Source organism: Aliiroseovarius sp. CAU 1755, assembly GCF_054482655.1.
On record NZ_JBTLRH010000001.1, the window covers coordinates 352338 to 377279 of the forward strand.

The following is a 24942-nucleotide window of genomic DNA, read 5'->3' on the forward strand; positions in this document are numbered from 1 at the left end:
CGACTTAGCGTTTTTTGTCGTCGTCGAGGTCTTCGAAGTCGGCGTCGACAATGTCGTCATCCACCGCCGAAGGGCCACCGGCGTCTTCGGGTTCTTCGCCAGCCGCTTCTTCCTGCTGCGACTTATAGATCGCCTCGCCCAACTTCATGGCGGCTTCGGTGACGTTCTGGATGCCGGACTTGATCTTGTCGGCATTGTCTTCTTCCATCACATCCTTCAGCGCGGCAATTGCCAGCTCGATCGCTTCGATCGTGGTCGGGTCGACCTTGTCGTTATGCTCTTCCATCGACTTCTCGGTCGAATGGATGAGGCTCTCAGCCTGGTTCTTGGCTTCGACAAGCTCTTTGCGCTCTTTGTCGGCGTCGGCGTTGGCTTCGGCGTCTTTCACCATGGCTTCGATGTCGTCATCCGACAGACCACCGGACGCTTGGATGGTGATCTTGTGCTCTTTGCCGGTGCCTTTGTCCTTGGCGCCCACTTCTACGATGCCGTTGGCGTCAATGTCGAAGGTCACCTCGATCTGAGGCAGGCCGCGCGGGGCGGGCGGGATGTCTTCAAGGTTGAACTGACCAAGGATCTTGTTGTCCGCAGCCATTTCACGTTCACCTTGGAACACCCGCAGGGTCACGGCGTTCTGGTTGTCTTCCGCGGTCGAGAAGATCTGCGACTTCTTGGTCGGGATCGTCGTGTTGCGGTCGATCAGGCGTGTGAACACACCACCCAGAGTTTCGATACCCAGCGACAAAGGTGTCACGTCCAGCAGAACAACGTCTTTGACGTCGCCTTGCAGAACGCCAGCCTGAATGGCAGCGCCCATGGCAACCACTTCGTCCGGGTTCACACCCTTGTGGGGTTCCTTGCCGAAGAATTTGGTGACCTCTTCAATCACTTTCGGCATACGGGTCATCCCGCCGACCAGAACCACTTCGTCGATGTCATCCTTGGACAGGCCAGCGTCTTTCAACGCGGCTTGGCAAGGCTTCATCGAGCGCTTGATCAGGTCTGACACAAGGCTTTCCAGCTTGGCGCGGGTCAGCTTCATGACCATGTGCAAGGGCGAGCCATCCGAGCCCATCGAGATGAAGGGCTGGTTGATTTCGGTCTGCGACGAGCTGGACAGTTCGATCTTGGCTTTCTCAGCGGCTTCTTTCAGGCGCTGCAGAGCCATCTTGTCTTTCGACAGATCAACCTGGTTTTCCTTTTTGAACTCATCGACCAGATACTGAACGATGCGCATGTCGAAGTCTTCACCACCAAGGAACGTGTCGCCGTTGGTCGATTTCACTTCGAACAGGCCGTCGTCGATTTCCAGAATGGTCACGTCGAACGTACCGCCACCAAGGTCATAGACCGCGATGGTTTGCGTTTCTTTCTTGTCCAGACCATAAGCCAGCGCAGCAGCGGTCGGCTCGTTGATGATCCGCAGCACTTCAAGGCCAGCGATTTTGCCGGCGTCTTTCGTGGCCTGACGTTGGGCGTCGTTGAAATAGGCAGGAACGGTGATGACGGCTTGCGTCACTTCTTCACCAAGATAGCTTTCCGCCGTTTCTTTCATCTTGCCCAGAATGAACGCCGAGATCTGCGAGGGCGAATATTTCTGCCCAGCCGCTTCGACCCACGCGTCACCATTGCCGCCATCGACGATGGCGTAGGGGACAAGCTTCTTATCTTTCTCGACAGCCGGGTCTTGCATGTTGCGGCCAATCAGGCGCTTCACGGCGAAGACGGTGTTGTCGGGGTTGGTGACCGCCTGGCGTTTTGCCGGCTGGCCCACAAGGCGTTCGTCGTTTTTGAACGCGACGATCGAAGGGGTTGTGCGCGTCCCTTCCGAGTTTTCAATGACTCGCGGTTGCGAGCCGTCCATGATGGCAACACAGGAGTTCGTGGTGCCGAGGTCGATACCAATGACTTTGGCCATGCTCAAAATCCTCTCTTAGGCGATGTTGTGGGAGCCGACCTTGAAAAGCACCGGCCCCTTGATCCCAGATTTCTGACCGATCAGGCGTGTCCTGATCCGGCGTCTCGGGGTATATAAGTAGGGGGAAACGGGCCTGCAAGCTTTCCGAGGAGGATATAAGTCTAAAAAAGTGAGTCATTTTCGGAGTTTTGACCATGTTTGCGCATGAACAGCCCGCGCTTGATCTGGGAGGCGCGAAGATTTTCAAGGAAATGCTTGATCGCGACGAACAAGAAGCGCTGGTGTCAGATATCCGCGGCATCGTTAAAAAAGCGCCGCTTTTCCATCCGGTGACCGCATCAGGCAAGGAAATGTCAGTGCGCATGACCTCGGCGGGTCGCTTGGGGTGGGTGTCCGACCGCAAGGGGTATCGCTATGAGCCGACGCATCCAACGGGGGCGGCCTGGCCTGACATTCCTGCAGGCGTGCTTGCGGTTTGGAGCGCGGTCAGCGGGCAAACGCGGATGCCCGATTGCTGTTTGATAAACTTCTACAGCGAAGGCGCGCGGATGGGGATGCATCAAGATCGCGACGAAGGCGACTTTTCACACCCGGTCGTTTCGATCAGCCTGGGCGACGACGCCCTGTTTCGCATCGGCGGCACCCAACGTGGCGGGCCGACCAAGTCCGCGTGGCTTGGTTCGGGTGATGTTTTGGTCATCGGGGGCGATGCGCGCTTGGCTTATCACGGGATCGACAGGCTACGGTTTGGATCGTCGGACCTCCTGAAGGGCCATGGTCGGCTCAACCTGACGCTTAGGGTAGTGGACCAATAAGCGGTGGCGCAGGCAATGATTATCCGCGCGCGTTCCAACTGATCGAGGCATGTCTGCGGCCGTGGCTTTCCCCCATCAACCCCAAAAACAGCAATACGAATGACAAAACCAGCGGATAGAGCCAGTTGGAATAGTGCGGATTGTAGTTGATGAACGCAAATCCACGCGCTTGGTCGATGATGTGGAACAGCGGGTTCCACGTGAACATCACCAGCACATAGCCGGGCATCGCATTCGCAACGAACATCTTGCCCGAGGCAAACATGTTGGCCCGTGTATACAGCCGTGTTGCAATCGACGAGAACTTTGGGAACCAAGGTTTCAGCGCCAGAAAGACAACACCGATCGCGGCGCCGTTGAACCAAGCCAGCAGCAACATCAGAAACGTGCCGCTCATATCGTAGATCTCGACGGGTTTGAAAGCCAACGAGTAGACCGTCAGAACTACCGTCACCGACAAGATCTGTGTGTACAGCGCGCCAAGCGCAGCCGAAACGATGGAAACCAACGTGTTCATCGGACCGTGCTGCATCATCGCAGCTGTCGGGCCATCCGTCTTGTATACGGCCTGAAGCGTCTTCGTGTTTGCCATGAACATGAAGATGCCGGACAGGATATAGAGCAGAAAATCACCCCGGATCGCGCTGCTTCGCAGACCAAGGACGACAAACATCAAATAGAAAACAGCGACAAGCATCATGGTTTGAACGATATTCAGAAGCAGTCCGATAACCGCATTGGTATGCGTCCGGCGCAGGCTGAATACCGTGGCATGATAGATCACTTCCAGCACGGAAAAAAAGACCGTGAAGCGTGACCGGTTGGTCTGTGTTTCAAACATCTTGCTGCCTTGTGCCTAGGACACGCTCTTTTTTAGCAGGGAATTCTTGCCGTTCCTTTACCCAAAGATCATAAGAGAGCAGACATTTGTTAGCAACTCTACCGTGCGCACCACTTTATCAAGGAGCTTACCTTTGAATTTCGACCTATTGGAAACCGAGATGCGCAAGCTGGCATTGGAAGCTGGGGATGTGATCATGGAGATCTACAACTCGGATGATTTCGATGTGCGCGCCAAATCCGATGACAGCCCGGTGACCGCCGCTGACGAAGCGGCAGATGCGCTGATTTCGGCAGGTTTGCGCGCGGCCTTTCCCGACGTGTTGCTGGTGACCGAAGAACAAGCCGACAGCCACAGCGAACAGGCCAGCGCGTTTTTGATCGTTGATCCATTGGATGGCACGAAGGAGTTTATTCACCGTCGTGGCGATTTCACCGTCAACATTGCCTATGTTCGGGACGGGATGCCCATTCGCGGGGTCGTCTATGCCCCTGCCAAAGGACGAATGTTTTTCACCCGTGCCGATGGAGCCAGCGTTGAAGAACAAGGGCCATTCGACAAAACCGCGATTGGCACCTTGTCTCCGATTGCCGTTTCGACCCCGGACAACGCGAACCTTGTTGTTGTCGCGTCGAAATCGCACCGCGATCAGGCCACGGATGACTACATCAACAAATATGCGGTCAAGGACATGACCTCGGCCGGAAGTTCGCTAAAATTTTGCCTTGTCGCCACCGGCGAGGCGGACATCTATCCCCGCGTCGGGCGCACGATGGAATGGGATACGGCCGCGGGTCATGCTGTCTTGAAAGGCGCAGGCGGAGAGGTGGTGCGGTTTGATGATCACAGCCCCCTGACCTACGGCAAGCCGATTTATGAGAACCCCTTTTTCATCGCCCATGCGCGCGGCGTCGAGTTGAAGAAGGCGTGACGCAATGGCCACGCTGATCGTTATTCCTGCACGCTTCGCGTCGGTCCGGTATCCGGGAAAGGCGCTTGTGCCGCTGCGCGGGGCGACGGGCGTGGCCAAGTCGCTGGTGCGCCGCAGTTGGGACGCAGCGCAGGCGGTGCAGGGTGTTGACCGTATCGTCGTGGCTACAGATGACGATCGCATCAAAGACGAGGCCAATGGCTTCGGCGCCGAGGTCGTCATGACCTCGCCACACTGTGCAAACGGCACCGAGCGATGCGCCGAGGCTTTGGACGCGCTGGGTGGTGGGTTCGATACCGTGGTAAACCTTCAGGGGGATGCACCCCTGACACCGCATTGGTTCGTCGAAGATCTGGTCGCCGGGCTGGACGCCCATCCCACTGCAGAAGTCGCCACACCGGTCCTGCGCTGTGATGGTCGCGCTCTGACGGGCTTCCTTGAGGATCGCCGGGCCGGGCGGGTTGGTGGCACAACGGCGGTCTTCGGTGCGGAAGGCAAGGCGCTCTACTTCTCGAAAGAGGTCATTCCGCATACCGAGGGTAACGGCTGGACCGATACGCAGCCCACCCCGGTCTTTCACCACGTTGGTGTCTATGCCTATCGCCCCTCTGCGCTGGCGGCGTATCCGCACTGGGCACCCGGCCCGCTGGAGCAGCTGGAAGGGCTGGAGCAGCTCAGGTTTCTAGAACGCGAACACCCCGTCCAGTGTGTCGAGGTCAAGTCGCGGGGTCGCCAGTTCTGGGAGCTGAACAACCCCGAAGACGTGCCGCGGATCGAAGCGATCTTGACCGAGCTGGGCATGGAATGACAACGCCATCGGTCAGTGTCATCGTGGTCAGTCGGCATCGTCCGCGCGACCTGAAGCGCTGCCTTGCGGGCATTGGTCAACTTTTTCACCCGGCCTACGAAGTCATTGTTGTCGCCGACCCGGCCAGCGCCGAACTGGTGCGTGCAGGTGACTGGCCGGTCAAGGTTGTAGACTGCGATCAGCAAAATATCTCGGTCGCGCGCAATCTGGGGCTTTCGCAAGCTGCGGGCGATATTGTGGCCTTCATTGACGATGATGCGGTGCCAGAGCCGACTTGGCTGACCCACCTCTGCGCGCCCTTCAGCGATCCCGATGTCACGGCGGCGGGTGGCTATGTGCGGGCGCGCAACGGTGTCTCGTTCCAGTGGCAGGGCCGCCGCCTTGATGACATCGGAACCGAGGGGGAGGTGCCAATCGACGGCGACACCCCGCAGCTGTTCAAGACCCACCACGGCTTTGCCATCAAGACCGAAGGCACAAACTTCGCCATTCGGCGTGATGCGCTGAACGCGCTGGGCGGTTTTGACCCTGCCTTTCGATATTTCCTGGATGAAACTGATCTGAACATGCGGCTGGCGCAGATCAAGGCTACTGTTGCAGTTGTGCCGTTGGCGCAGGTGCATCATGGGTTTGCAGCCAACTCAGGCAGGACGCAGGCCCGCACCCCGCGTGACCTGACGCAAATCGGTGCCAGTTGCGCGGTCTTTTCACGCAAATACCCCGGCGCCAAGGGACTGGACAGTGATTACACGCGCCATGAACGCACCCAGCGACAAAGGCTGCTGACCCATATGGTTGAAGGGCGGTTGGAGCCGGGCCAGATTGCACCGCTTTTGGCGACCTTCCGCACCGGCTGGTCCGAGGGTCTTGCGCGCGATCTGGTGCCCCTGCCCGCGCGCGCCTGCTCGGGCGCTGCTTTCGCGCCGTTCCAGTCCGCGCCACCGACCGCACAATCTGTGAAGTTGGCCGGGCGAAGCTGGCAGGCGTTTCGGTTGCGACGACAAGCCCGCAAAATGGTGAAGGAGGGGTCCGTGGTGACTCTGATCTTGCTGTCGCCCAGCGCGCGCCCGTTGCGCGTGATGTTCACAGATGGCGGCTGGTGGGAGGTTTCGGGCGGCCTGTTTGGGCGAACCAAGCGATCCGACCCGCTTCTTCAAAGAACAAGCTTTCGGGCGCGTGTGAAAAAGGAATGGGCATCACTTGTTATGCTCAAAACCAGCAACCAAACGCCATGATATGGCCAAAGTTTAACAATAGACGTTCAGGGAATTTAATTTATACCGACCCGTGATATTGTTAGGGTGTGTCAGGTTATTGTCGCCGACAAAGTTAAACAGAGGTGGAACAGATGAAGCGTAAAGTCACGAAAGCCATTTTCCCGGTTGCGGGACTGGGAACGCGCTTCCTGCCTGCGACAAAGTCCATTCCCAAAGAGATCATGACTTTGGTTGACCGCCCCTTGATCCAATACGCGATCGACGAGGCGCGCGCAGCCGGCATCAAGGAATTCATCTTTGTGACATCACGCGGCAAGGGCGCACTTGAAGATTATTTCGACAACGCCCCCGTGCTTGAGCAAGAGCTTCGCAAGAAGGGTAAAACAGACCTATTGGAAGTGCTCAAAGACACCAATATGGAATCGGGCGCGATCGCCTATATGCGCCAGCACAAGGCGCTTGGTTTGGGCCATGCGGTCTGGTGCGCGCGCCGCCTGATTGCGAACGAACCCTTCGCTGTGATCCTGCCCGATGACGTTATCGCGGCCGAAAAGCCCTGCCTTCAGCAGATGGTCGAAGCCTATGAGGAAACTGGCGGCTGCATGGTGGCCGCGATGGAAGTTCCAGCCGAAAAAGCCAGCGCCTACGGGGTGTTGGACGTGAAGAAAGACATGGGCTCGATGGTGTCGGTCAAGGGGATGGTCGAAAAGCCATCCATCGAAGATGCGCCGTCGAATTTGGCCGTTATCGGGCGATACATCCTGACGCCGGATGTGCTGCGCAGCCTGAACCGCATGAAAAGCGGGGCTGGCGGAGAAATTCAGCTGACCGATGCCATTGCCGATGAAATCGCCCAGGACCGTGATGTATTTGGCTATCGGTTCCGCGGGCAGCGGTTCGATTGCGGCTCGAAAGCGGGGTTCCTTCAGGCCACGGTCGCCTTCGGCATGGCACGTGAAGAGCTTCGTGAAGAGCTTGGCGCCTATCTGCACGATCTTGTCGCACAGCAGAAGGCTGCGGAATAAAAGCCGCATGCGTCGTTTGCCCATGCTGACCCTGGGCGCGGGATGACCACCTTGGCAGACAGCAAAGAACCGACCGCACGATGTCTTGATCTGACACGTCTGGTGTCGCGTGTCGGGCGCGGCGCATGGACAGGTGTCGACCGGGTCGAGGCCGCTTACCTTAATCACCTCCTGTTGCTTGAAACGCCCTTGTTCGCGCTGGTTCGAACGCGGCGAAACTTTACGCTGCTCGACCACAGTGGCACCAAGCAGCTTGCTGAGCGGCTGCATGGGTGCCGCCCTTGGGGATCGCCGGATTGGCGCGCGCGGTCCAGGCTCAGGGCGACCAAGACCCGGATGGCAGCGGAAAGCGACCTGAGGCGGCTTGGACTTGACCATACGGGCCGTCGCAGCTTGGCCAGCCTGCTGACCCGCCATCTGCCGGACGGTTGCGCCTATCTGAACGTTGGCCACTCTAACCTAAGCGACCATGTGTTTCTTGCCCTGCGTCAGGTCAGGGACATGCATCTTAGCGTGCTGGTCCACGATATGATTCCACTCGACTTCCCTGATTTTCAGCGGGATGGGACGGTCACCTCGTTCGCCGCGAAAATGCGTGCTGTGTCGCGCCATGCCGATCTGGTGATTTATAACTCGCGCCAAAGTCAGATTTCTGGCGCTGCGCATTTTGGCCGTATGGGACGCGTGCCAGACAGCGTGGTGGCACATCTGGGCCTTGATGTCCCGACAGTAGCGGAGGCCGTGCCGTCTCATTTGGCGCAAAACAGACCCTATTTCGTGACAGTTGGCACCATTGAGCCGCGCAAGAACCACGCCTTGCTGTTGGATGTGTGGGCGCAGATGGCCAAAACCCGCGCCGCGTCCGATATGCCCACATTGCTGATCATCGGCAAGCGGGGCTGGAAGAACGAAAAGCTGTTTGCCCGGCTTGACGCCCAGCCCGCACATGTCAGGGAGTTGCCTGATCTGTCAGACGCCGAAATGGCGGCTCTTGTCGCCGGTGCGCAGGGGCTTTTGTTTCCAAGTTTTGCCGAAGGGTTTGGCCTGCCGCCGTGCGAAGCCGCCGCGCTGGGCACGCCGGTTGTGGTCCATGACCTGCCCGTTTACAGGGAAATTCTTGGCAAATATCCCATTTACGCAAATGTTGCCGATATATATCTTTGGGAACAAATCGTAACCGAACTGGCTGCCCGACCCGCGACACCCGTGCGCGGATGTGATCTGATTTTGCCAAGCTGGGACGCACATTTCAACTTGGTCTTAAAGATGACGTGATACCCGGATACGACGCGCATTCGGTCTAGGCAAAAAGGGGCACGCTTGAGTGCAATTGGATCATATCGGTTGAGGCTTCAGCGCAAGCGCTGGCGCATTCGTGCTTTTCGCAAAAGGCGCGAACTGACACCCATTCGCAACCGAACTAAGCAAATCGGGTCCTCAGACATCCTGCTTTTTTCGACTTTGCGCAACGAATGCATCCGCCTGCCCTATTTTTTGGACTACTATCGTGAATTGGGAGTGAATCACTTTCTCATTGTTGACAACGGCTCTGATGATGGGTCGCTGGAATACCTTCAAAAGCAGGAAGATGTCTCGGTTTGGCGAACGGAAAGCAGCTATAAGCGCGCGCGATTTGGCGTTGACTGGCTGAACTGGCTACAGCGGAAATACGGTCATGGGCATTGGTGCCTTGTCGTCGATCCCGACGAATTTCTGGTCTATCCTTTTTGCGATTCACGCCCCCTTAGGGCGTTGACCGACTGGCTGGATGCCAGCTCAATCAAAAGCTTCGGCGCGATGCTGTTGGACATGTATCCAAAGGGCTCGCTGGATGCCCAACCTTACAAAGCCGGCCAAGATCCGATCGAGATTACCCATTGGTTCGACAGTGGGAACTACATGATCCAGAAGAACAAGGAGTTTGGGAACCTTTGGATCCAAGGTGGCCCACGTGCGCGCACCTTCTTTTCCGAAAACCCCGAACGCGCACCCGCGTTGAACAAGATACCGCTGGTCAAATGGGATCGCGGCTACACCTATGTCAGCTCGACCCATATGCTGCTGCCGCGCGGTTTGAACCTGGTCTATGATGAATGGGGCGGTGAAAAAGCGTCTGGCTGCCTGTTACATGCAAAGTTTCTGGACACGTTCAGCACGAAATCGGCTGAGGAGCTTGAGCGTCGGCAGCACTATGCCAATAGCCACGAATATCGTGCCTATCACACGAAACTGAAAGACGACGCCGACCTTTGGTGCAAGTGGAGCGAGAAATACATCAACTGGCGCCAGCTCGAAATGCTTGGCCTCATGTCCAAGGGGAACTGGGCATGAGCTTGGGTGTCGTCATGTTGGTGCACGACGCGCTGCACCGCGCTGAACAGCTGGCCCGGCACTGGTCGATAAACGGCTGCCCGGTCGTGCTGCATGTCGATACGCGGGTGGCGCAGTCAGACTATGATCAGTTTGAACAGTCGCTGAGCGATCTGGAAAATGTTCGTTTTTGCAAACGTCACCGGTGTGAATGGGGCACCTGGTCGCTTGTCGCGGCCAGTCAATCCGCGTCGGAACTGATGCTGGAATCTTTCCCCGATGTGCGCCATGTCATGCTGGTATCGGGAAGCTGCCTGCCGCTGCGCCCGGTTGCCGAAATGGTGTCTTATCTGGATGCGCGCCCGCAGACGAACTTTATCGAAAGCGCCGCGACCGAGGATGTGCCATGGACCGTTGGTGGGTTGGACAAGGAACGCTTCACCCTGCGCTTTCCTTTCTCATGGCGCCGTCATCGACGGTTGTTCGACCGGTATGTGCGCTTGCAACGACGCCTTGGCTTCAAGCGAAAAATCCCTTCGGGGATCGTGCCACATCTGGGCAGTCAGTGGTGGTGCCTGACCCGGCAAACGCTGTCCGCCATTCTGCAAGACCCGGATCGCGCGGTCTATGATCGCTATTTCCGGCGTGTCTGGATTCCAGACGAAAGCTATTATCAGACCCTTGTGCGTCGATACTCAACGAATATCGAAAGCCGTTCGCTGACCCTGTCGAAGTTCGATTTTCAGGGCAAGCCACACATCTTTTATGACGACCACCTACAGCTGTTACGGCGATCTGATTGCTTCGTGGCGCGTAAGGTCTGGACCCATGCCAGCAAACTTTACGCCAGCTTCCTGTCGGACGAGTTGAACGTCGCGACCGAGGCAGAACCCAACCCCGGAAAGATCGACCGCATCTTCGCGAAGGCGGTCGAGCAGCGCACCAAAGGCCGCCCCGGGTTGGTCATGCAAAGCCGATTTCCGAACGAAGGTTGGGAGAACGGAACAACAACGTCGCCCTATACGATTTTTGAGGGATTCGCGGACCTGTTCGAGGATTTCGAGGCATGGTTGCAACGCACCGTTGGTGGGCGCGTTCACGGCCACCTTTATGCCAAGGACCAAGCCCATTTCGCAGGCAATGAACCGGTGTGTTTTGGTGCGCTTAGCAACGCAGCCAAGCTTCGGGACTATAACCCCCAAGCCTTTTTGACCAACCTCATTTGGAACACCAAAGGGGAACACCAATGCTTTCAGTTTGGGCCGCGTGACAATCAGGCGATTTCTTGGACGGTTGCCAAGGATCCTAAGGCGCAGATCAATGTGATCTCTGGTGCTTGGGCGGTGCCACTGTTTCACTCCAATCAGAACTTCTTGGATATCCGGCGCAAAGCAGCACGGCTGCAAAGGATCGAGAACGAGCATATTGGCGCTTTGCGGTCAGATTTCGCCCGTGCACGCGTCCGCATTTGGACCTTGGCTGAATTTGTCCTGTACCCAATGGAGCCGCTGCAGGAGGTCATCGACGAAATTGCGCCAAGGCATTCAACGCGCCTGACAGAAGCGCCGAAAATGGTTGCGCTGGGCGGTTTCGGTCAGTTCCTGCAAAACCTGAAGAACCAAGGCATGCACCCTTATCTTATGGGCGACTTTCCCGCCGGACATGACCCGGTGGCCGCCCCGCATCCCCATTCCAAACCGTATCTGGTGAAGTAACTCATGGCGCGTAAATTTGATTGCTTCATTATCTTTGCCGAAATGCGAACCGGATCGAACTTCTTGGAAAGCAACCTCGATCAGTTTCCCGGCCTGAAATGCTATGGAGAGGCGTTCAATCCCTATTTCATGGTCACGCCGAAAATGAAGGAACTGTTCGGCGTCACCGTTGCGATGCGGGACGCTGACCCCATGACCCTGATTGCGCGGATGAAGGAACACGCCCCCGGCCTGCCCGGCTTTCGGTTCTTTCACGACCATGACCCAAGGGTCTTCGATGCGCTGATGGATGATCCGCGCTGTGCGAAAGTGGTTTTGACCCGCAACCTTGTGGATGCCTATATCTCGCGCAAAATCGCGTGGGAAACGGATCAATGGCAGCTGAATGATGTGAAGCATGCCATCAAGAAGAAGGCCAGATTCGTCCCGGAAGAGTTCGAGAAACTCTTTTATCGGATGAAGGATTTTCAGCTGAAGATCAAAGCCAGGCTTCAGCAATCAGGCCAGACGGCCTTCTATCTTGACTATGAGGACGCCCAGCGGATCGAGGTCATCAACGGGTTGGCGCGATATTTGGGCGAGACCACCGAGATTTCGGAGTTTGCGGGCACGTTCAAGAAACAAAACCCCGAACCCGCATCGGACAAGGTGCAGAATTTTGAGGCTCTGCAACAGACCATTGATCGGATTGACCCATTCGACCTCCACAAACTGCCAAACTTTGAACCGGGGCGCCCGCCAGCCATCACTACCTATCTGGCGTCCGAGGCGCTTGAGATGGTGTTTATGCCGATCAAGGGCGGGCCAGATGATCGTATCGTCAACTGGATGAAAGCGCTGGGACCGATCAAGGACGATTTCACGCAGAAAGCCCTACGCCAGTGGAAGCGGCAGCACAAAGCGCACCGGACCTTTACCGTCCTTCGCCACCCTGTCGCACGCCTGCATGCGGCCTTTTGCAGGTATCTGGTCGCCCACGGACCCGATACCTATTGGGACATCAAGCACGCGCTGCGTGAAAGCTATGATGTTTCATTGCCTGTTGCGGAACCGGACGATGGTTGGAACCGACAGGCCCACCGTGACGCCTTCATGCAGTTCATCGGCTTTGTCGGTAAGAACCTTAAGGGGCAAACCGGCATCCGCGTAGATGCTGCATGGGCGTCGCAGACCGCTCTTGTTCAGGGGTTCGCGGGATTTGCCCTGCCCGATCACGTTCTGCGCGAAGATCGGCTTTCCGAAGGATTGGCGGCGATTCTGGCTGAGCTTGATATCGACATCCCGGTGCAATTGCCCGAGGCGGCCCCGGACGCCCCGTTTGCATTGGCCGACATCTATGATGCCGAGATAGAGGCCGCAGTGCGCAAGCTCTATCAGCGGGACTACATGATGTTCGGATTCCGCCCGTGGGATTCGCAGACCTAAGCCTGGCTCAGGCTGCTTTGTTGGACAGGCTGTCGGTCAGAAGGGCGTGCAAGGTCGCGGCGTCGCCATTGGCGCGCAGTTTTGCGCAGATCGACGAATCACGCAACGTGCGCGACACCAACGCAAGCGCCTTAAGGTGATCGACGCCAGAACCTTCCGGCGCGAACAGGGCAAAGACAAGATCGACCGCCTGCTTGTCGACGGCGTCAAAGTCGAAGGGTTTTTCGACCCGCAGAAAACAGCCCACGACTCTGTCAAGACCAGCCAGACGCGCGTGCGGCAACGCCACCCCGCGACCTACACCCGTAGGCCCCAGGGATTCGCGTTGCTGCAAAGCGCTGAACGCTGCGCTCCCGTCAATGCCGTAACATTCCATCGCCATATCCCCAAGGTCCTGAAACAGGCGCTTTTTGGAAGATACTGTGGCGACGACTTTTACGGCCGCAGGATTGAGGATGCTCGAAAGGTCCATCATCAACAACTTTCCCCGCCCGCCATGGGCGGGAGGTTTACGCTTCGTTTTTGGGGTCAATCCAGCCTACATTGCCGTCATCACGGCGATAGACCACATTCATGCCCTCGGTTTTTTCATTGCGGAAAACCAGAACCGGTGCGTGTGCAAGCTCCATCTGCATGACCGCTTCGCCAACCGAGAGTGACGGAATCCGTGTCTCCATTTCGGCGATGATCATGGGCTGGAGTGTCGCGTCATCCGCTTCGTCCTGACCTTCCTCTGAGGCGAGGATATACGAGGCTCCACCGAAAACTTCAACCGGGTCTACGCGATCCTTGTGATGGTCTTTCAAGCGGCGCTTGTAGCGGCGCAACTGCTTCTCCATTTTCTCGGCGCACTGGTCAAAAGCTGCATAGATTTCAGTCGCACTTGCCTTGGCCTGAGCGGTCAGACCGGTGGACAGATGCACAATCGCTTCGCAGACAAATTCATGGGCGCTCTTGGAGAAAACCACCTGAGCGTCGGTCGGGCGTTCGGCGTATTTTTGAACCACGCCTCCAAGCTCCTCCTTCACGTGAATCTGAAGGGCTTCACCAATGTCGATCTGCTTGCCAGTGATTTGATATTGCATGCTAACTCCTATGGTATTTGCAGGCCTCAATACATCATTCCCCTAAGGGAATGATGAAAAAACTATTTTATTACATGACGTTGATAGAGAGTTGCAGAACCCTGTCCGCCCAAATCCTTCTGGGTGTTCCTTGGTGTATGCCCCATGTTCGGGACGACACAAACGAAGGTTAAAGTGTTCATGCATCACCTTCATTTGGCGACGAGTCGAGGGGGGTTGTCAACCACAAGCGCGTGCAATTCCATCATTTGATCGAGAAATTCTGCCCAAGATAGACGCGTCGGACATTCTCGTCGCGGATGACTTCGTCGGTCGTCCCGCTCATCAAAACATGGCCATCGTGAAGGATATAGGCGCGGTCCACAATCTCAAGCGTTTCGCGCACATTGTGGTCGGTAATCAGCACGCCGATGCCCCTGTCTTTCAACTCGTGAACCAGAGTGCGAATCTCTCCGACGGCGATCGGGTCGACGCCCGCGAAAGGCTCATCGAGCAAAAGGTATTTCGGGTCCGAGGCCAGCAGCCGCGCAATTTCCACGCGCCTGCGTTCGCCGCCGGACAGGGCAAGGGCGGGTGCGCGGCGCAGGTGGCTGATCGAAAACTCGCTCAGCAACTCTTCCAGCCGCTCGCGTCGCTTGTGGCGGTCAGGGGTCGAGATTTCGAGGATCGCAAGGATGTTGTCTTCGACGGACAGGCCACGAAAAATGGACATTTCTTGCGGAAGATACCCGATGCCAAACCTCGCGCGACGATACATGGGCAACAGCGTCACATCACGCCCGTCAATCAACACCTGCCCAGCTTCAGGCGTGATCAGGCCAGCGATGGCATAAAAGGTTGTCGTCTTGCCGCAACCGTTGGGGCCCAGCAACGCCACGACCTCGCCGCGATGCAAGTCAAGTGTGACGTCCTGAATAACGGGCTTCTTGCGATAGCTCTTCCGCAGGCCAATGATGCGTAGCCCGGCCTCACCATCTTCGACTGTCAGCTCTGGCGCGTCGCTCATCAGTTCCCACCTGTTTGAATGATCGACTTTACGCGGCCATCCATCGTCCCCGTGCCGGCCCGCAGGTCCACGCTTAGCTTGTCGGACGACAGGGCGTTTTGGCCCTGCGTTAGGATCACATCGCCGGTCATCAGGATCGTTCCGGTGGAAATGGTATAGATCGCTTCGCTAGACTGCGCCGCTTCGGCACCGTTCACGAGCGTTACGCCCTCTGTCGCCAGCAGGCGCGAGATCTCTCCCGTGGTGTCGCTGCCGGTTTCGTATTCGACACGAACCTTGCCCGCAGACAAGCGCATGCTGCCTTGGCTGATCTGAACGTTGCCAACAAACGTGGCCGATCCGTCTGCCTGATCGACATTCAGTTGGTCGGCCGCAATCTCGACCGGAAGGGAGCTGTCATGCTTCAGCCCGCCGAACGCGATTTGCGCTTGGGCGTGTGCCATAATCGGAAAGCTCAACACCAACAAAAGGGCAGCCAGATGTGCGCGCTTGATCACTTTTCTTCCCCCTCTGTCTTGGGTTGGTATATCAGTTTTACCCCACCTTTGAAAACAAGAAGATAGGCACCTTCTTCGGCGTCACTTCGTGTGATTTCGGCATGTCCAGCCGTCAAGTGCCCCATTGGGCCATCAGCTTTGACAGAGCCTGTGGTTTCGACATGGGTGGCATCCAGCGCCGTTGTTAACCCGTCCGACTGGATGCGGTAGTCGGTCGAGGTGACCAATGTCACACCTCCGGACAGATCGACCGTTTTGGTGCCGCCATCAATCACCGCCATCGCCGCGTCGATATCCACTGCCGCGCCGTCTGGCGTTTCGATCCGCGCCGCCAAGGTCTTGGCCGTGAACCGGTTGCTGGTTCCCATTTCGGGCACGGCACTTTCCGCGGAGAAAGTGATGGCTGCCCCGTCTTCGGTGACGCTGGAAAAGCGGGGCCCGGAAATGCGCTGTTCGCCAGTCAGTTCTTCAAGGTTGATGCGTGCATAGGTCAAAGACCTGGTTGGGTCGATGGATTTTGAGATCAGAAACATCGTGGACAACAACGCAAGCGCGGTCACCGGCAGAAGAACTTTCAGCCAGGAAACCAAGCGGGAATAGCGATTGTTGGGTCTGGCCATGTGTCCTCGGTTTGTGTGTCGTTCTGCTTACATATCTAGGCACCCGTCAGAACAATCCAAGGACAGGTCCGCGCCTTGCGCGATGCGTCGCGTAAGCTAGTGAGAGAAGATGTCGATCTCAGGCCAGCCCGCCAAATCCAATTGCGCGCGCATCGGCAGGAAATCGAAACAGGCTTGCGCCATCTCGGTGCGGCCTTCGCGGTCGAGCCGCTGGTTCAGTTCGTCGCGCAACCGGTGCAGATAGAGGACATCCGACGCGGCATAGTCCAACTGGGCGGCGGTCAGCTCTTCCGCGCCCCAATCGCTCATCTGTTGTTGCTTTGAAATGTCGATCTTCAGCAGTTGTTCAAGCAGGTTTTTCAGCCCGTGCCGGTCGGTATAGGTGCGGATCAGTTTCGACGCGATCTTGGTGCAATAGACAGGGGCCGTGACCACGCCAAACGCGTTCAGAAGCGCCGCGATATCGAACCGACCAAAGTGGAACAGCTTCAGCACATCCGGGTCCGCCAGCATCCGTTCAAGGTTTGGCGCGCTGGTCTGGCCTTTTTCGACCTGCACCAGATGCGCATCCCCATCGCCCGACGACATTTGCACCACACACAGCCTGTCGCGATGCGGGTTCAGGCCCATCGTTTCGCAGTCAATGGCGACGACCGGACCAAGGTCCAGCCCATCGGGAAGGTCGCGCTTGTAAAGATGGTTGGCCATGTGTGCCCTCATAATCCGTTTCCCCCCTGATAGGCGCAGAGGGGGCCGGGTTCAATAAGAAGGGATCATTTGCCGTGATACAGGCCCACGACATGTTCGGCTTCAGCGAAAAACAGCCAGCGGCCAGTGACGACGCCTGTCAGATGCAGGGCAAGCGCTAGAAATGCGGTGATGTGACCGGGCGGCGTTAGAAGCAATATGGCTGCGGGCAATGCGCCCGCCAGACCCAGCGCAATCATACGCAGTTTCGCGGCGTGTTTGCGGCCGACGCGAAAGACCATCTCGTCCACCACATAGTTGCGTGCGGTGTGGCCGCTCTCCAGCATCCGCACCTCACCTAGATGGGCAAGCCCGGTGGCGTCCCCTGTTGTTCCCCGCGCGGCGGCGCGTTGGTCGCCGATCCGCCACATGGCGAGCAGGACAAGGGTCAGCGCCAGCAGTAACCAACCGGCGATCTTCGCCTCACCCGCCAATAGCGCACCGCCGCCTAAGGCGTGCAGCAGAAACATGACGGGCGTAAGCGGCTGGTGCCAGCGCCGAATGGTTTTCAGTTGCGCGTATATCATCGAGGTTGTGAAAACGGTCAGAAGCGCAAAAATAGATCCTAATACACCAGAAATCGCCATTTCTGCCCCAAGAAAGATGCGCGGCACAGCAACCAGCGCGAATAGGAACAAGGTCAGGATCGCCGCAATCCCTTCACGGCTCAGCCAGCTTGTGCGCCATTGGCTGAGCGCATAGATCGCGTTCTTCTTATTGCCCAGATGAAAGGTCGAGGCCAGCAGCCCGGCACAAGACAGCGCATAGGCAATCGCGAAAAACGCGAACGCGGTCCCACCGCTGACATCCGGCACGCCCAGCCCCAGCCAAAAGAACAGGCCAAACCCAAGCCCTGACAGCGTGGTGAAAATGATAACACTGGGTGCGGGATGCATCCGTTTCCTCCGTCAGAGCTTTTCGAGCGCTTTATCTAGCCAGCCAAGGAACCCCTGCGGCTCGTCCGCGATCACCTCAAGCGGTTGGGTGTTCAGCGTATCCTTGGCGCGCGGTGGCAGGTATTTGTTCACGGGCTTGGTGCCAAGGTCTGGCATCAGGTCGTATCCACCACGATCCGCCACCAGTTTTGAAACATCGCTGTCCGGGTCGCCAAGATCCCCGAAATGCCGCGCGCCAGAGGGACAGGTGCGCACGCAGGCGGGCACGCGATCCTCTTCCGGCAGGTTCTCGTTGTAGATGCGATCGACGCACAGCGTGCATTTCTTCATGATACCGGCATCGCGATCCATCTCGCGCGCGCCAAAGGGGCAGGCCCAGGCGCATAGTCCGCAACCGATGCAGCGATCTTCGTTGACCAAAACGATTCCGTCTTCGGAACGTTTATAACTGGCGCCAGTCGGGCAAACGGTTACGCAGGGCGCGTCGTCACAATGCAGGCAGGACCGCGGCATGTGGACGGTCTGCGCGGGGCGGCCCTCGGTCTGTGCTTCATAGGAAAACACCCGGTTCAAAAAAGTGCCGCCCGGGTCCGCGCCGTATGGGTCGGTGTCGGACAGCGGCGCGCCATAGTTCTGCGTGTTCCAACCCTTGCACGCAGTCACGCAACCTTGGCACCCCACGCAGGTATCCAGATCAATGACCAGCCCTAGCTTTTTGTCGGTCTTTTCAGGAAGTGAGGTCATCAGATCTTCCTTTTCACGACGTGCGGGGCTTTGTCGACTGGTGACTTGATCGGTGGGTGTGAAGGCTGACTTTCGGCCGGTTTAGGGTCTGCTTTGACAATCTTTACGCGCAAATCGAACCACGCGGCCTGTCCGGTTACGGGGTCCGAATTCGCCCATCTTAGCCCGTCGCCTTTCGGTGGCTGAAGCTCATGAATCAGGTGGTTCAGAAGAAACCCTTCCGTCGCTTCCGGCGCGTCGTTATCCAACGCCCAAGTGCCTTTACGCTTGCCGATGGCATTCCATGTCCAGACCGTCATTGGGTTCAGCGCCGCGTGATGGGCGACGGGCACTGTGATTGATCCATGGGCTGAGGTGACGTGCGCATAGTCGCCATCGGCAAAGCCATGTTCGACCCAAAGATCGGTGGGCAGATACAGATAATTTTTGCCGGTGATCTGGCGCAGCCACGCGTTTTGCGACCCCCATGAATGATACATATGCATCGGGCGCTGGGTCAGGGCGTGGATCGGATATTCATCGGGGTCGACATTCGTATCCTCGAACGGCGGATACCAGATGGGCAGCGGGTCCATCGTCTTTTGGATGCGCGCGCGCAGATGGTCGGGGGGTTGAGTGTCTCCGTGACCTTCGGCGGCCAATTGAAACTTGCGCATCGGCTCGACATAAAGATTGAACACATAGGGCGCTTCAGCGTCGAAGATACCGCGCGCGACGGCCCATTCCTGATAGGCCTTGTTCCAAGGTTTATAAAAGCTCGCCTCGGTCGGAATATGATCGACCCAGAATCCGCCGTTTTCGATATATCGGTCAATTTGGGCTGGATTAGGCTCTCCTCGCCCTTTCCCTGTGCCATCCTTCCCGCGCCACCCTGCCAGCGGTCCAACACCAGGCCTGCGTTCGTGGTTAACTAGGTAGTCGGCGTAGTCCTCAAACTTCGCGGACCCGTCATCCGTGACGAAGCCGGGCAAGCCCAGCTTTGCCCCTAGCTGGATCAGAACCGTCTGAAACCCGCGCACATCGCGGTCGGGCTCAATCACCGGCCAGCGGATCGCATCGGCGGCCCCGTCGGCCTCGCAAATCGGGCGGTCCAGCAGGCTGATGCAATCGTGACGCTCCAGATAGGTCGTGTCGGGCAAGATCAGGTCGGCATAGGCCACCATTTCGGAGCTGTAGGCGTCGGAATAGATGATGTGCGGGATCACGTATTCGCCGTTATCATCCGTGTCGGTCAGCATCCCCATGACCTCGGTCGAGTTCATCGACGAATTCCACGCCATGTTCGCCATATACATGAACAGCGTATCGATCTTGTAAGGATCGCCAGCATGGGCGTTCGATATCACCATATGCATCAGCCCATGCGCCGACATCGGGTTTTCCCATGTGAACGCCTTGTCGATGCGTTTGGCGTTGCCGTTGTCGTCCAAAAGCAGATGCTCCGGCCCCATCGGATATCCCAGATGCGGGCCATCCAGTGGTTGGCCGGGCGTGACGCCAGCATGCGGCCTTGGGTGCGCCTCGGGTGGTTTCGGATAGGGCGGTTTGAACCGGAATCCCCCCGGAACTTCGACAGAGCCGAGAAGGATCTGCAACATATGCAGCGCGCGGCAGGTCTGGAACCCGTTTGAATGCGCCGAGATGCCGCGCATAGCGTGGAAGCTGACCGGCCGTCCGATCATCTTGTCGTGCTTTTGCCCTTTCCAGTCTGTCCACGGCTGGTCGAGCACAATTTCTTCCTCGAACGCGACTCGCGCCAGTTCCGCAGCGATTGAACGGATACGGTCGGCCGTGATGCCCGTTTGTTCAGCGACGGCCTCGGGCGCGTAATCGCCTGACAGATAGCGTTCGGCGAGCAGCTGGAACACCGGGCGATGCGAGATGCCTGCGTGGCGATAGCTTCCCGCCAGATCAGGCATAACACCGGGCGCGTCGTAATCGGCAAGCTTCCCAGTGTCGCGGCACAGCACTTGCGGCCTACCAGTCTCACCACGCAAGAAAAGACCATTTTCAGGCGTGTTAGGCTCTTCATTCACGATAAAGCCCGCGTTGGTGTAACGTGATAGATACCCCAGATCGATCTTACCAGCGCGCAGCAACTCGTGGACCAGCGCAAGGATGAACAGCCCATCCGTCCCCGGCGTAATGCCCACCCAGTCATCCGCAATCGCGTTATATCCCGACCGGATCGGGTTCACGCCGATGATACGCGCGCCACGTTCTTTCAGCTTGCCAAGACCGATCTTGATGGGGTTGCTGTCATGATCTTCGGCCACGCCAAAAAGCATGAACAGTTTGGTGCGATCCCAGTCGGGTTGTCCAAACTCCCAAAATGCGCCGCCCATCGTATAGATACCCGCCGCTGCCATATTGACCGAGCAAAAGCCCCCGTGCGCTGCATAGTTTGGCGTTCCGTAGGCTTGCGCGAACCATGATGTGAAGCTTTGGCTTTGATCGCGTCCAGTGAAAAACGCCATCCGTTTGGGGTCGTTTTCCCGCAATGGGGCCAGCCAACCTGCGGCCATGTCCAAGGCCTCGTCCCAACTGATCTCTTCAAACCCTCCCGACCCGCGCGGGCCGACCCGCTTCAAAGGCGCGCGCAGCCGCGACGGGGCGTAGTGCTGCATGATCCCGGCGGATCCCTTGCCACACAACACCCCTTTGTTCACAGGATGATCGCGGTTGCCTTCGATATAGGCAACCTGCCCGTCCTTCATATGCACGTTGATCCCGCAACGGCACGCACACATATAGCAGGTCGTCTTGCGCACCTCGTCTGACACGCTGGGCGAGGTGTCGATTTGAATGGTCTCGGGGTTGCTCATCTGTTTCGGCCCTGTGGCAAGGTCGGTTCGGTGAGGACAAATCTGCATGATGAAGCGCTGGTTTGAAACTCCTTTGTCCGTCTGCCGAGCCAAACAGCCACTACGCCCTCTCGGTAGGTCCAGTTGCGGAGTGATCTAATGCCAGTGAGGCGGCTTGTTTGGTCGTCGCCATCACAAGCGTCCCTTGCATTGTCAAAACAACCGCAAAGGCCTAGCTTTTCCACCATGAACTACGAGACGATGATCGACGCAGAGACATGGGACTTCATTCGCCGGACCGAGGCCTTCTACCCTCCCGGGGCTGCCGCCTTGGGCATCGATCAGCAGCGCGCGATTTATGACCGGATGTGCCGCGAATTCTTCACCGGATACCCCGAAGGCGTCACAGCGCGCGACGATCTGGCAGGTGAAGTTCCCATCCGCATCTACGAGCGCGGCGCGCACAACGCCACCCTGATCTATTTTCATGGCGGTGGGTTTGTCGTCGGTGGTTTGGATAGCCACGACGATGTTTGCGCCGAGATATGTGACCGCGCTGACATACGTGTCGTAAGCGTCGACTATCGCTTGAGCCCTGAGCACAGCCACCCTGTAGCGTTTGAAGATTCGCTGGAAGCCGCTGAATATGTGACCCTAACATGGCCTGGAATGCATATTCTGGCTGGGGATAGCGCAGGCGGAAACCTTGCCGCAGCGGTTGCGCATGCGACGCGAGGCCTGCATGATTTTTCGGGTCAGATCCTGATCTATCCAGGCTTGGGGGGCGACATGACCAAAGGATCGTATCTGGCACACAAAGACGCGCCGATGCTGACGTTGGAAGATCTGAAGCTTTACACTTTGCTGCGCCATGGTGGAGCTTCGCCCGCGCATGATCCGACTGCTACACCCCTGGCAGATAAAGACTTTTCTGACTTACCGCCCACCGTTTTGATCACCGCGGAATGCGACCCATTGGCGGATGACGGTCGAACTTATCGCAACGCGATCGAGCAGGCAGGAGGCAAAGCGCGCTGGACGAATGAACCCGGTCTTGTGCATGGCTTTTTGCGCGCGCGCCATAGCGTCACCCGCGCCAGGCACAGCTTTGACCGCATCGTCGCGGCCGCAATCGAACTGGCTGCGGGCGACTGGCACGACTGACGCTTTCCCCGGCAGACGAGTTGCCCTAGACTTGGCCCATAACAATATGAGCGGCTGAACCGTTCGCACCTAGAGGAAGAGCCATTCGTCATGTCGCCATTCGGGATATCTCTGTTCCGTGGCCTGCATACCTTGCAGGGTGCAGCGGGACTGGAACGCCGCCTGAAGCGAAGGATCGCAGACGGTCGAGAGCACCCTGATCGCGGGACCGAACGGCTTGGCATCGCTTCGGCAGAGCGGCCGGATGGACCCTTGGTATGGCTGCACCTTACAGGGGGGGATGAGATCGAAAAGGTTTCGGCCCTGATCCAGCATCTGAAGGCAAGTCGCGAGGACCTGAATGTCTTGATAACCACAACGCTCTATGACGCGGAGTTCCCGGATGACACCGGCGCGATTCACCAGTTTTCGCCCTATTCCGGCGTTGGTCCGATCAATGCGTTTCTGAACCATTGGGCGCCTGATGTGGCGTTGTGGGTCGACAGTCAATTGGATGTGCCGTTACTCAGCGAATTGTTCAAACGGAAAGTTCCCGCAATCTGGATCAACGCTCACCTGCCCCGCGAAACGCATGGGCAATGGCGTTGGCTGCCCGGTCTGATGAAATCGGTTCTGACCGGTTTTGACACTATTCTGGCGGAAAACCTCAAAGCTGAACGGGAAATCAGACGACTTGGCGCCGCTTCGTCGCATGTCACCATGTCTGGGCCGTTGCAGATGCAAGTTGTGCCGCCCGGGTGCAACATGGCCGAACGGGATCGGTTTGCAGCCAAGCTTGCCGCCCGACCGGTTTGGCTGGCGGCTGCCACGCACGAAAAGGAAGTGGCGCAAATCCTCGCGGCGCATCGGCAATTGATCCGAAAGTCCCATCGTCTATTGCTGATCATCGAACCCGGCGTGCCCGAAGATGGTCCACGCTTGGCTGAAGACCTTGAGGCTGATGGGTGGAGCGTCGCCTGCCGGTCGCGAGACGAAGACCCGTCACCGGATGTGCAGGTCTTCGTAGCAGATCAGGCCGGAGAGACCGGCCTGTGGATGCATCTGGCACCAATCACGTTCATCGGAGGAAGCTTGGCCGATGAGGCCTGTTTGAACCCCCTCGAACCCGCCGCGTTGGGATCCGTCGTTCTGTTCGGGCCCCTCAAGAACGGTCACAACGAGGCGTTTCGTCGATTGGAAACGGCTGGCGCGGCAAGTATGGTCAAGGATCAAAAGACCCTAACACAGGCTGTTGAGCGCCTTTTGTCGCCTGATTGCGCGGCAAAGATGGCGATGGCGGCGTGGGACATCACAACCAGCGGTGCCGAAGTCAGCGACCTTGTTCGTGACCGCGTCGTCGCGCTGCTGGACCAGGCGGGCGTTTAAATGGTGTGCGAATGAGAGCGCCTGGTTTCTGGTTTACCCCCCCTGACCGTCCGAACTGGCGCGCACGCGCGCTGGCGCCTTTGGGGTGGGTGTATGGGGCCGCAACCGCGCGTCGGTTGGCAAAGGGCACGGGGTATCAGGCAACTGTTCCGGTTGTTTGTATCGGCAACATCAACGCAGGCGGCACAGGCAAGACGCCTACGACCATTGCACTGGCACAGCGGTTGTCAGACCGCGGTCATCAAGTGCATGTGGTGTCGCGGGGTCACAAGGGCGCTCTTGAAGGCCCGCTGCAAGTTGATGAACGGCACCATACCGCAGCCGAGGTTGGCGACGAACCGCTTTTGATGGCTGCTTTCACGACAGTCTGGATCGCCCGTGATCGCGCGGAAGGCGTGAAGTCGGCCGAACAAGCGGGCGCGGACATCATCCTGATGGATGACGGGTTTCAGAACCCAGCCGTTGCCAAAAGTGTCTCTATCGTGGTGGTCGATGCGGTAAAGGGCTTTGGAAATGCGCGCTGCATACCGGCCGGACCCCTGCGCGAACCCATTGACGAAGGGTTGAAGCGCGCGGACATTCTTTTGTCAATTGGCCCTGAAAACGCTCAAACGCGGTTTGTGTCGGAATGGCAGCGGCATATCACTTGCCCACATGCCACGGGTCTCCTGACACCGTTGCAAACAGGCATGGATTGGCAGGGATTGAATGTTCTGGCATTTGCCGGCATTGGCCACCCGGAAAAATTTTTCGCCACCATTCGTGATCTTGGAGCCAATCTGCTTCGTGCAGAGGCGCTGACGGACCACCAGCCATTGACCGAACCGCTTATGAAACGGTTGGAATTCGAAGCGTCGTCACTTGGCGCGCAGCTCGTGACGACCGAAAAAGACGCCGTTCGCCTGCCGGATAGCTTCCGGCGCCGGGTGTTGACAGTTCCGGTGCGACTTTCCGTAGACGACTGGGCTGAGATTGACAGCGCCTTGGCCCGCTTTGGGATAGGCTAGAG

Annotated in this window: 23 protein-coding genes; 12 read left to right on the top strand and 11 right to left on the bottom strand. The window is 57.8% G+C overall.

Features of this window, described 5'->3' with window-relative positions; translation table 11 throughout:
* Positions 1-4: 4 nt before the first annotated feature.
* A complete protein-coding gene (dnaK, locus tag ACXYMP_RS01755; protein ID WP_298566938.1) occupies positions 5-1918 on the bottom strand; it encodes a molecular chaperone DnaK in 1914 nt (637 codons plus the stop codon).
* A gap of 194 nt (positions 1919-2112) precedes the next feature.
* Between dnaK and ACXYMP_RS01760 the strand changes: the two genes are divergently transcribed.
* Positions 2113-2733: an alpha-ketoglutarate-dependent dioxygenase AlkB family protein gene (locus tag ACXYMP_RS01760; protein WP_298566940.1), complete on the top strand. Its 621-nt coding sequence runs from the start codon at positions 2113-2115 to the stop codon at positions 2731-2733.
* Between the two features lie 19 nt (positions 2734-2752).
* Here the strand turns inward: ACXYMP_RS01760 and ACXYMP_RS01765 are convergent, their stop codons facing one another.
* Complete coding sequence (locus ACXYMP_RS01765) at positions 2753-3574, bottom strand: ABC transporter permease (RefSeq protein WP_298566941.1); 822 nt, start codon at positions 3572-3574, stop codon at positions 2753-2755.
* A 160-nt stretch (positions 3575-3734) separates the two neighbouring features.
* Here ACXYMP_RS01765 and cysQ point away from each other — a divergent pair, with 160 nt between their 5' ends.
* The 8 genes from cysQ to ACXYMP_RS01805 all read left to right on the top strand — a co-directional run bounded on the left by cysQ (position 3735) and on the right by ACXYMP_RS01805 (position 13005).
* Positions 3735-4505 carry a 3'(2'),5'-bisphosphate nucleotidase CysQ gene (gene cysQ / locus ACXYMP_RS01770; protein WP_458905288.1) on the top strand — a complete coding sequence of 257 codons (771 nt, stop codon included), beginning with the start codon at positions 3735-3737 and terminating at the stop codon, positions 4503-4505.
* A 4-nt stretch (positions 4506-4509) separates the two neighbouring features.
* The gene (locus tag ACXYMP_RS01775) at positions 4510-5313 is read left to right on the top strand and encodes a 3-deoxy-manno-octulosonate cytidylyltransferase (protein WP_458903948.1); all 804 of its coding nucleotides are present in this window, start codon (positions 4510-4512) and stop codon (positions 5311-5313) included.
* On the top strand, positions 5310-6548 hold the full coding sequence (locus tag ACXYMP_RS01780) for a glycosyltransferase family 2 protein (RefSeq protein WP_458903950.1): 1239 nt from the start codon (positions 5310-5312) through the stop codon (positions 6546-6548). Before ACXYMP_RS01775 ends, ACXYMP_RS01780 begins: the two co-directional genes overlap by 4 nt.
* Before the next feature lie 113 nt (positions 6549-6661).
* Positions 6662-7555 carry a UTP--glucose-1-phosphate uridylyltransferase GalU gene (gene galU, locus ACXYMP_RS01785; protein WP_298566945.1) on the top strand — a complete coding sequence of 298 codons (894 nt, stop codon included), beginning with the start codon at positions 6662-6664 and terminating at the stop codon, positions 7553-7555.
* A gap of 51 nt (positions 7556-7606) precedes the next feature.
* Positions 7607-8830, top strand: a complete 1224-nt coding sequence (locus ACXYMP_RS01790) for a glycosyltransferase family 4 protein (RefSeq protein WP_458903953.1) — start codon at positions 7607-7609, stop codon at positions 8828-8830.
* Positions 8831-8899: 69 nt separating this feature from the next.
* Positions 8900-9886 carry a glycosyltransferase family 2 protein gene (locus tag ACXYMP_RS01795; protein WP_458905290.1) on the top strand — a complete coding sequence of 329 codons (987 nt, stop codon included), beginning with the start codon at positions 8900-8902 and terminating at the stop codon, positions 9884-9886.
* Positions 9883-11580: a DUF5927 domain-containing protein gene (locus ACXYMP_RS01800; RefSeq protein ID WP_458903955.1), complete on the top strand. Its 1698-nt coding sequence runs from the start codon at positions 9883-9885 to the stop codon at positions 11578-11580. The genes ACXYMP_RS01795 and ACXYMP_RS01800 overlap by 4 nt, the downstream gene beginning before the upstream one ends.
* A gap of 3 nt (positions 11581-11583) precedes the next feature.
* A complete protein-coding gene (locus tag ACXYMP_RS01805; protein ID WP_458903957.1) occupies positions 11584-13005 on the top strand; it encodes a sulfotransferase family 2 domain-containing protein in 1422 nt (473 codons plus the stop codon).
* A gap of 7 nt (positions 13006-13012) precedes the next feature.
* Here ACXYMP_RS01805 and ACXYMP_RS01810 read toward each other — a convergent pair whose 3' ends face one another.
* The 9 genes from ACXYMP_RS01810 to ACXYMP_RS01850 form a co-directional block, all read right to left on the bottom strand.
* Positions 13013-13477 (bottom strand): PTS sugar transporter subunit IIA, encoded by a 465-nt coding sequence (locus ACXYMP_RS01810; RefSeq protein WP_298567568.1) that lies wholly within the window; start codon positions 13475-13477, stop codon positions 13013-13015.
* 37 nt (positions 13478-13514) lie between these two features.
* Complete coding sequence (gene hpf, locus ACXYMP_RS01815) at positions 13515-14090, bottom strand: ribosome hibernation-promoting factor, HPF/YfiA family (RefSeq protein WP_298566951.1); 576 nt, start codon at positions 14088-14090, stop codon at positions 13515-13517.
* A gap of 244 nt (positions 14091-14334) precedes the next feature.
* The gene (gene lptB, locus ACXYMP_RS01820; RefSeq protein ID WP_298566952.1) at positions 14335-15096 is read right to left on the bottom strand and encodes an LPS export ABC transporter ATP-binding protein; all 762 of its coding nucleotides are present in this window, start codon (positions 15094-15096) and stop codon (positions 14335-14337) included.
* The gene (locus ACXYMP_RS01825) at positions 15096-15539 is read right to left on the bottom strand and encodes an LptA/OstA family protein (RefSeq protein WP_458905292.1); all 444 of its coding nucleotides are present in this window, start codon (positions 15537-15539) and stop codon (positions 15096-15098) included. The genes lptB and ACXYMP_RS01825 overlap by 1 nt, the downstream gene beginning before the upstream one ends.
* Before the next feature lie 50 nt (positions 15540-15589).
* Positions 15590-16213, bottom strand: a complete 624-nt coding sequence (locus tag ACXYMP_RS01830; protein ID WP_458903960.1) for a hypothetical protein — start codon at positions 16211-16213, stop codon at positions 15590-15592.
* 96 nt (positions 16214-16309) lie between these two features.
* Positions 16310-16921, bottom strand: coding sequence for a ribonuclease D (locus tag ACXYMP_RS01835; RefSeq protein ID WP_248364431.1), 612 nt, complete (start codon positions 16919-16921; stop codon positions 16310-16312).
* Positions 16922-16986: 65 nt separating this feature from the next.
* The gene (locus tag ACXYMP_RS01840; RefSeq protein WP_458903963.1) at positions 16987-17856 is read right to left on the bottom strand and encodes a dimethyl sulfoxide reductase anchor subunit family protein; all 870 of its coding nucleotides are present in this window, start codon (positions 17854-17856) and stop codon (positions 16987-16989) included.
* 12 nt (positions 17857-17868) lie between these two features.
* Positions 17869-18600, bottom strand: a complete 732-nt coding sequence (locus tag ACXYMP_RS01845; protein ID WP_458903965.1) for a 4Fe-4S dicluster domain-containing protein — start codon at positions 18598-18600, stop codon at positions 17869-17871.
* Positions 18600-21425 carry a molybdopterin oxidoreductase family protein gene (locus tag ACXYMP_RS01850; protein WP_458903967.1) on the bottom strand — a complete coding sequence of 942 codons (2826 nt, stop codon included), beginning with the start codon at positions 21423-21425 and terminating at the stop codon, positions 18600-18602. The genes ACXYMP_RS01845 and ACXYMP_RS01850 overlap by 1 nt, the downstream gene beginning before the upstream one ends.
* Positions 21426-21650: 225 nt before the next feature.
* Here ACXYMP_RS01850 and ACXYMP_RS01855 point away from each other — a divergent pair, with 225 nt between their 5' ends.
* The 3 genes from ACXYMP_RS01855 (at position 21651) to lpxK (ending at position 24940) form a co-directional block, all read left to right on the top strand.
* The gene (locus ACXYMP_RS01855) at positions 21651-22568 is read left to right on the top strand and encodes an alpha/beta hydrolase (RefSeq protein WP_458903969.1); all 918 of its coding nucleotides are present in this window, start codon (positions 21651-21653) and stop codon (positions 22566-22568) included.
* A gap of 90 nt (positions 22569-22658) precedes the next feature.
* A complete protein-coding gene (locus ACXYMP_RS01860; protein WP_458903971.1) occupies positions 22659-23933 on the top strand; it encodes a 3-deoxy-D-manno-octulosonic acid transferase in 1275 nt (424 codons plus the stop codon).
* A gap of 11 nt (positions 23934-23944) precedes the next feature.
* Complete coding sequence (lpxK, locus tag ACXYMP_RS01865; protein ID WP_458903973.1) at positions 23945-24940, top strand: tetraacyldisaccharide 4'-kinase; 996 nt, start codon at positions 23945-23947, stop codon at positions 24938-24940.
* Positions 24941-24942: the final 2 nt, after the last annotated feature.

What these genes read in the sequence shown, in the direction of transcription:
- dnaK (WP_298566938.1), bottom strand. Translation starts at nt 1,918, where the DNA reads ATGGCCAAAGTCATTGGTATCGACCTCGGCACCACGAACTCCTGTGTT.
- ACXYMP_RS01760 (WP_298566940.1), top strand. Translation starts at nt 2,113, where the DNA reads ATGTTTGCGCATGAACAGCCCGCGCTTGATCTGGGAGGCGCGAAGATT.
- ACXYMP_RS01765 (WP_298566941.1), bottom strand. Translation starts at nt 3,574, where the DNA reads ATGTTTGAAACACAGACCAACCGGTCACGCTTCACGGTCTTTTTTTCC.
- cysQ (WP_458905288.1), top strand. Translation starts at nt 3,735, where the DNA reads ATGCGCAAGCTGGCATTGGAAGCTGGGGATGTGATCATGGAGATCTAC.
- ACXYMP_RS01775 (WP_458903948.1), top strand. Translation starts at nt 4,510, where the DNA reads ATGGCCACGCTGATCGTTATTCCTGCACGCTTCGCGTCGGTCCGGTAT.
- ACXYMP_RS01780 (WP_458903950.1), top strand. Translation starts at nt 5,310, where the DNA reads ATGACAACGCCATCGGTCAGTGTCATCGTGGTCAGTCGGCATCGTCCG.
- galU (WP_298566945.1), top strand. Translation starts at nt 6,662, where the DNA reads ATGAAGCGTAAAGTCACGAAAGCCATTTTCCCGGTTGCGGGACTGGGA.
- ACXYMP_RS01800 (WP_458903955.1), top strand. Translation starts at nt 9,883, where the DNA reads ATGAGCTTGGGTGTCGTCATGTTGGTGCACGACGCGCTGCACCGCGCT.
- ACXYMP_RS01805 (WP_458903957.1), top strand. Translation starts at nt 11,584, where the DNA reads ATGGCGCGTAAATTTGATTGCTTCATTATCTTTGCCGAAATGCGAACC.
- ACXYMP_RS01810 (WP_298567568.1), bottom strand. Translation starts at nt 13,477, where the DNA reads ATGGACCTTTCGAGCATCCTCAATCCTGCGGCCGTAAAAGTCGTCGCC.
- hpf (WP_298566951.1), bottom strand. Translation starts at nt 14,090, where the DNA reads ATGCAATATCAAATCACTGGCAAGCAGATCGACATTGGTGAAGCCCTT.
- lptB (WP_298566952.1), bottom strand. Translation starts at nt 15,096, where the DNA reads ATGAGCGACGCGCCAGAGCTGACAGTCGAAGATGGTGAGGCCGGGCTA.
- ACXYMP_RS01825 (WP_458905292.1), bottom strand. Translation starts at nt 15,539, where the DNA reads ATGGCACACGCCCAAGCGCAAATCGCGTTCGGCGGGCTGAAGCATGAC.
- ACXYMP_RS01830 (WP_458903960.1), bottom strand. Translation starts at nt 16,213, where the DNA reads ATGGCCAGACCCAACAATCGCTATTCCCGCTTGGTTTCCTGGCTGAAA.
- ACXYMP_RS01835 (WP_248364431.1), bottom strand. Translation starts at nt 16,921, where the DNA reads ATGGCCAACCATCTTTACAAGCGCGACCTTCCCGATGGGCTGGACCTT.
- ACXYMP_RS01840 (WP_458903963.1), bottom strand. Translation starts at nt 17,856, where the DNA reads ATGCATCCCGCACCCAGTGTTATCATTTTCACCACGCTGTCAGGGCTT.
- ACXYMP_RS01845 (WP_458903965.1), bottom strand. Translation starts at nt 18,600, where the DNA reads ATGACCTCACTTCCTGAAAAGACCGACAAAAAGCTAGGGCTGGTCATT.
- ACXYMP_RS01850 (WP_458903967.1), bottom strand. Translation starts at nt 21,425, where the DNA reads ATGAGCAACCCCGAGACCATTCAAATCGACACCTCGCCCAGCGTGTCA.
- ACXYMP_RS01855 (WP_458903969.1), top strand. Translation starts at nt 21,651, where the DNA reads ATGAACTACGAGACGATGATCGACGCAGAGACATGGGACTTCATTCGC.
- ACXYMP_RS01860 (WP_458903971.1), top strand. Translation starts at nt 22,659, where the DNA reads ATGTCGCCATTCGGGATATCTCTGTTCCGTGGCCTGCATACCTTGCAG.
- lpxK (WP_458903973.1), top strand. Translation starts at nt 23,945, where the DNA reads ATGAGAGCGCCTGGTTTCTGGTTTACCCCCCCTGACCGTCCGAACTGG.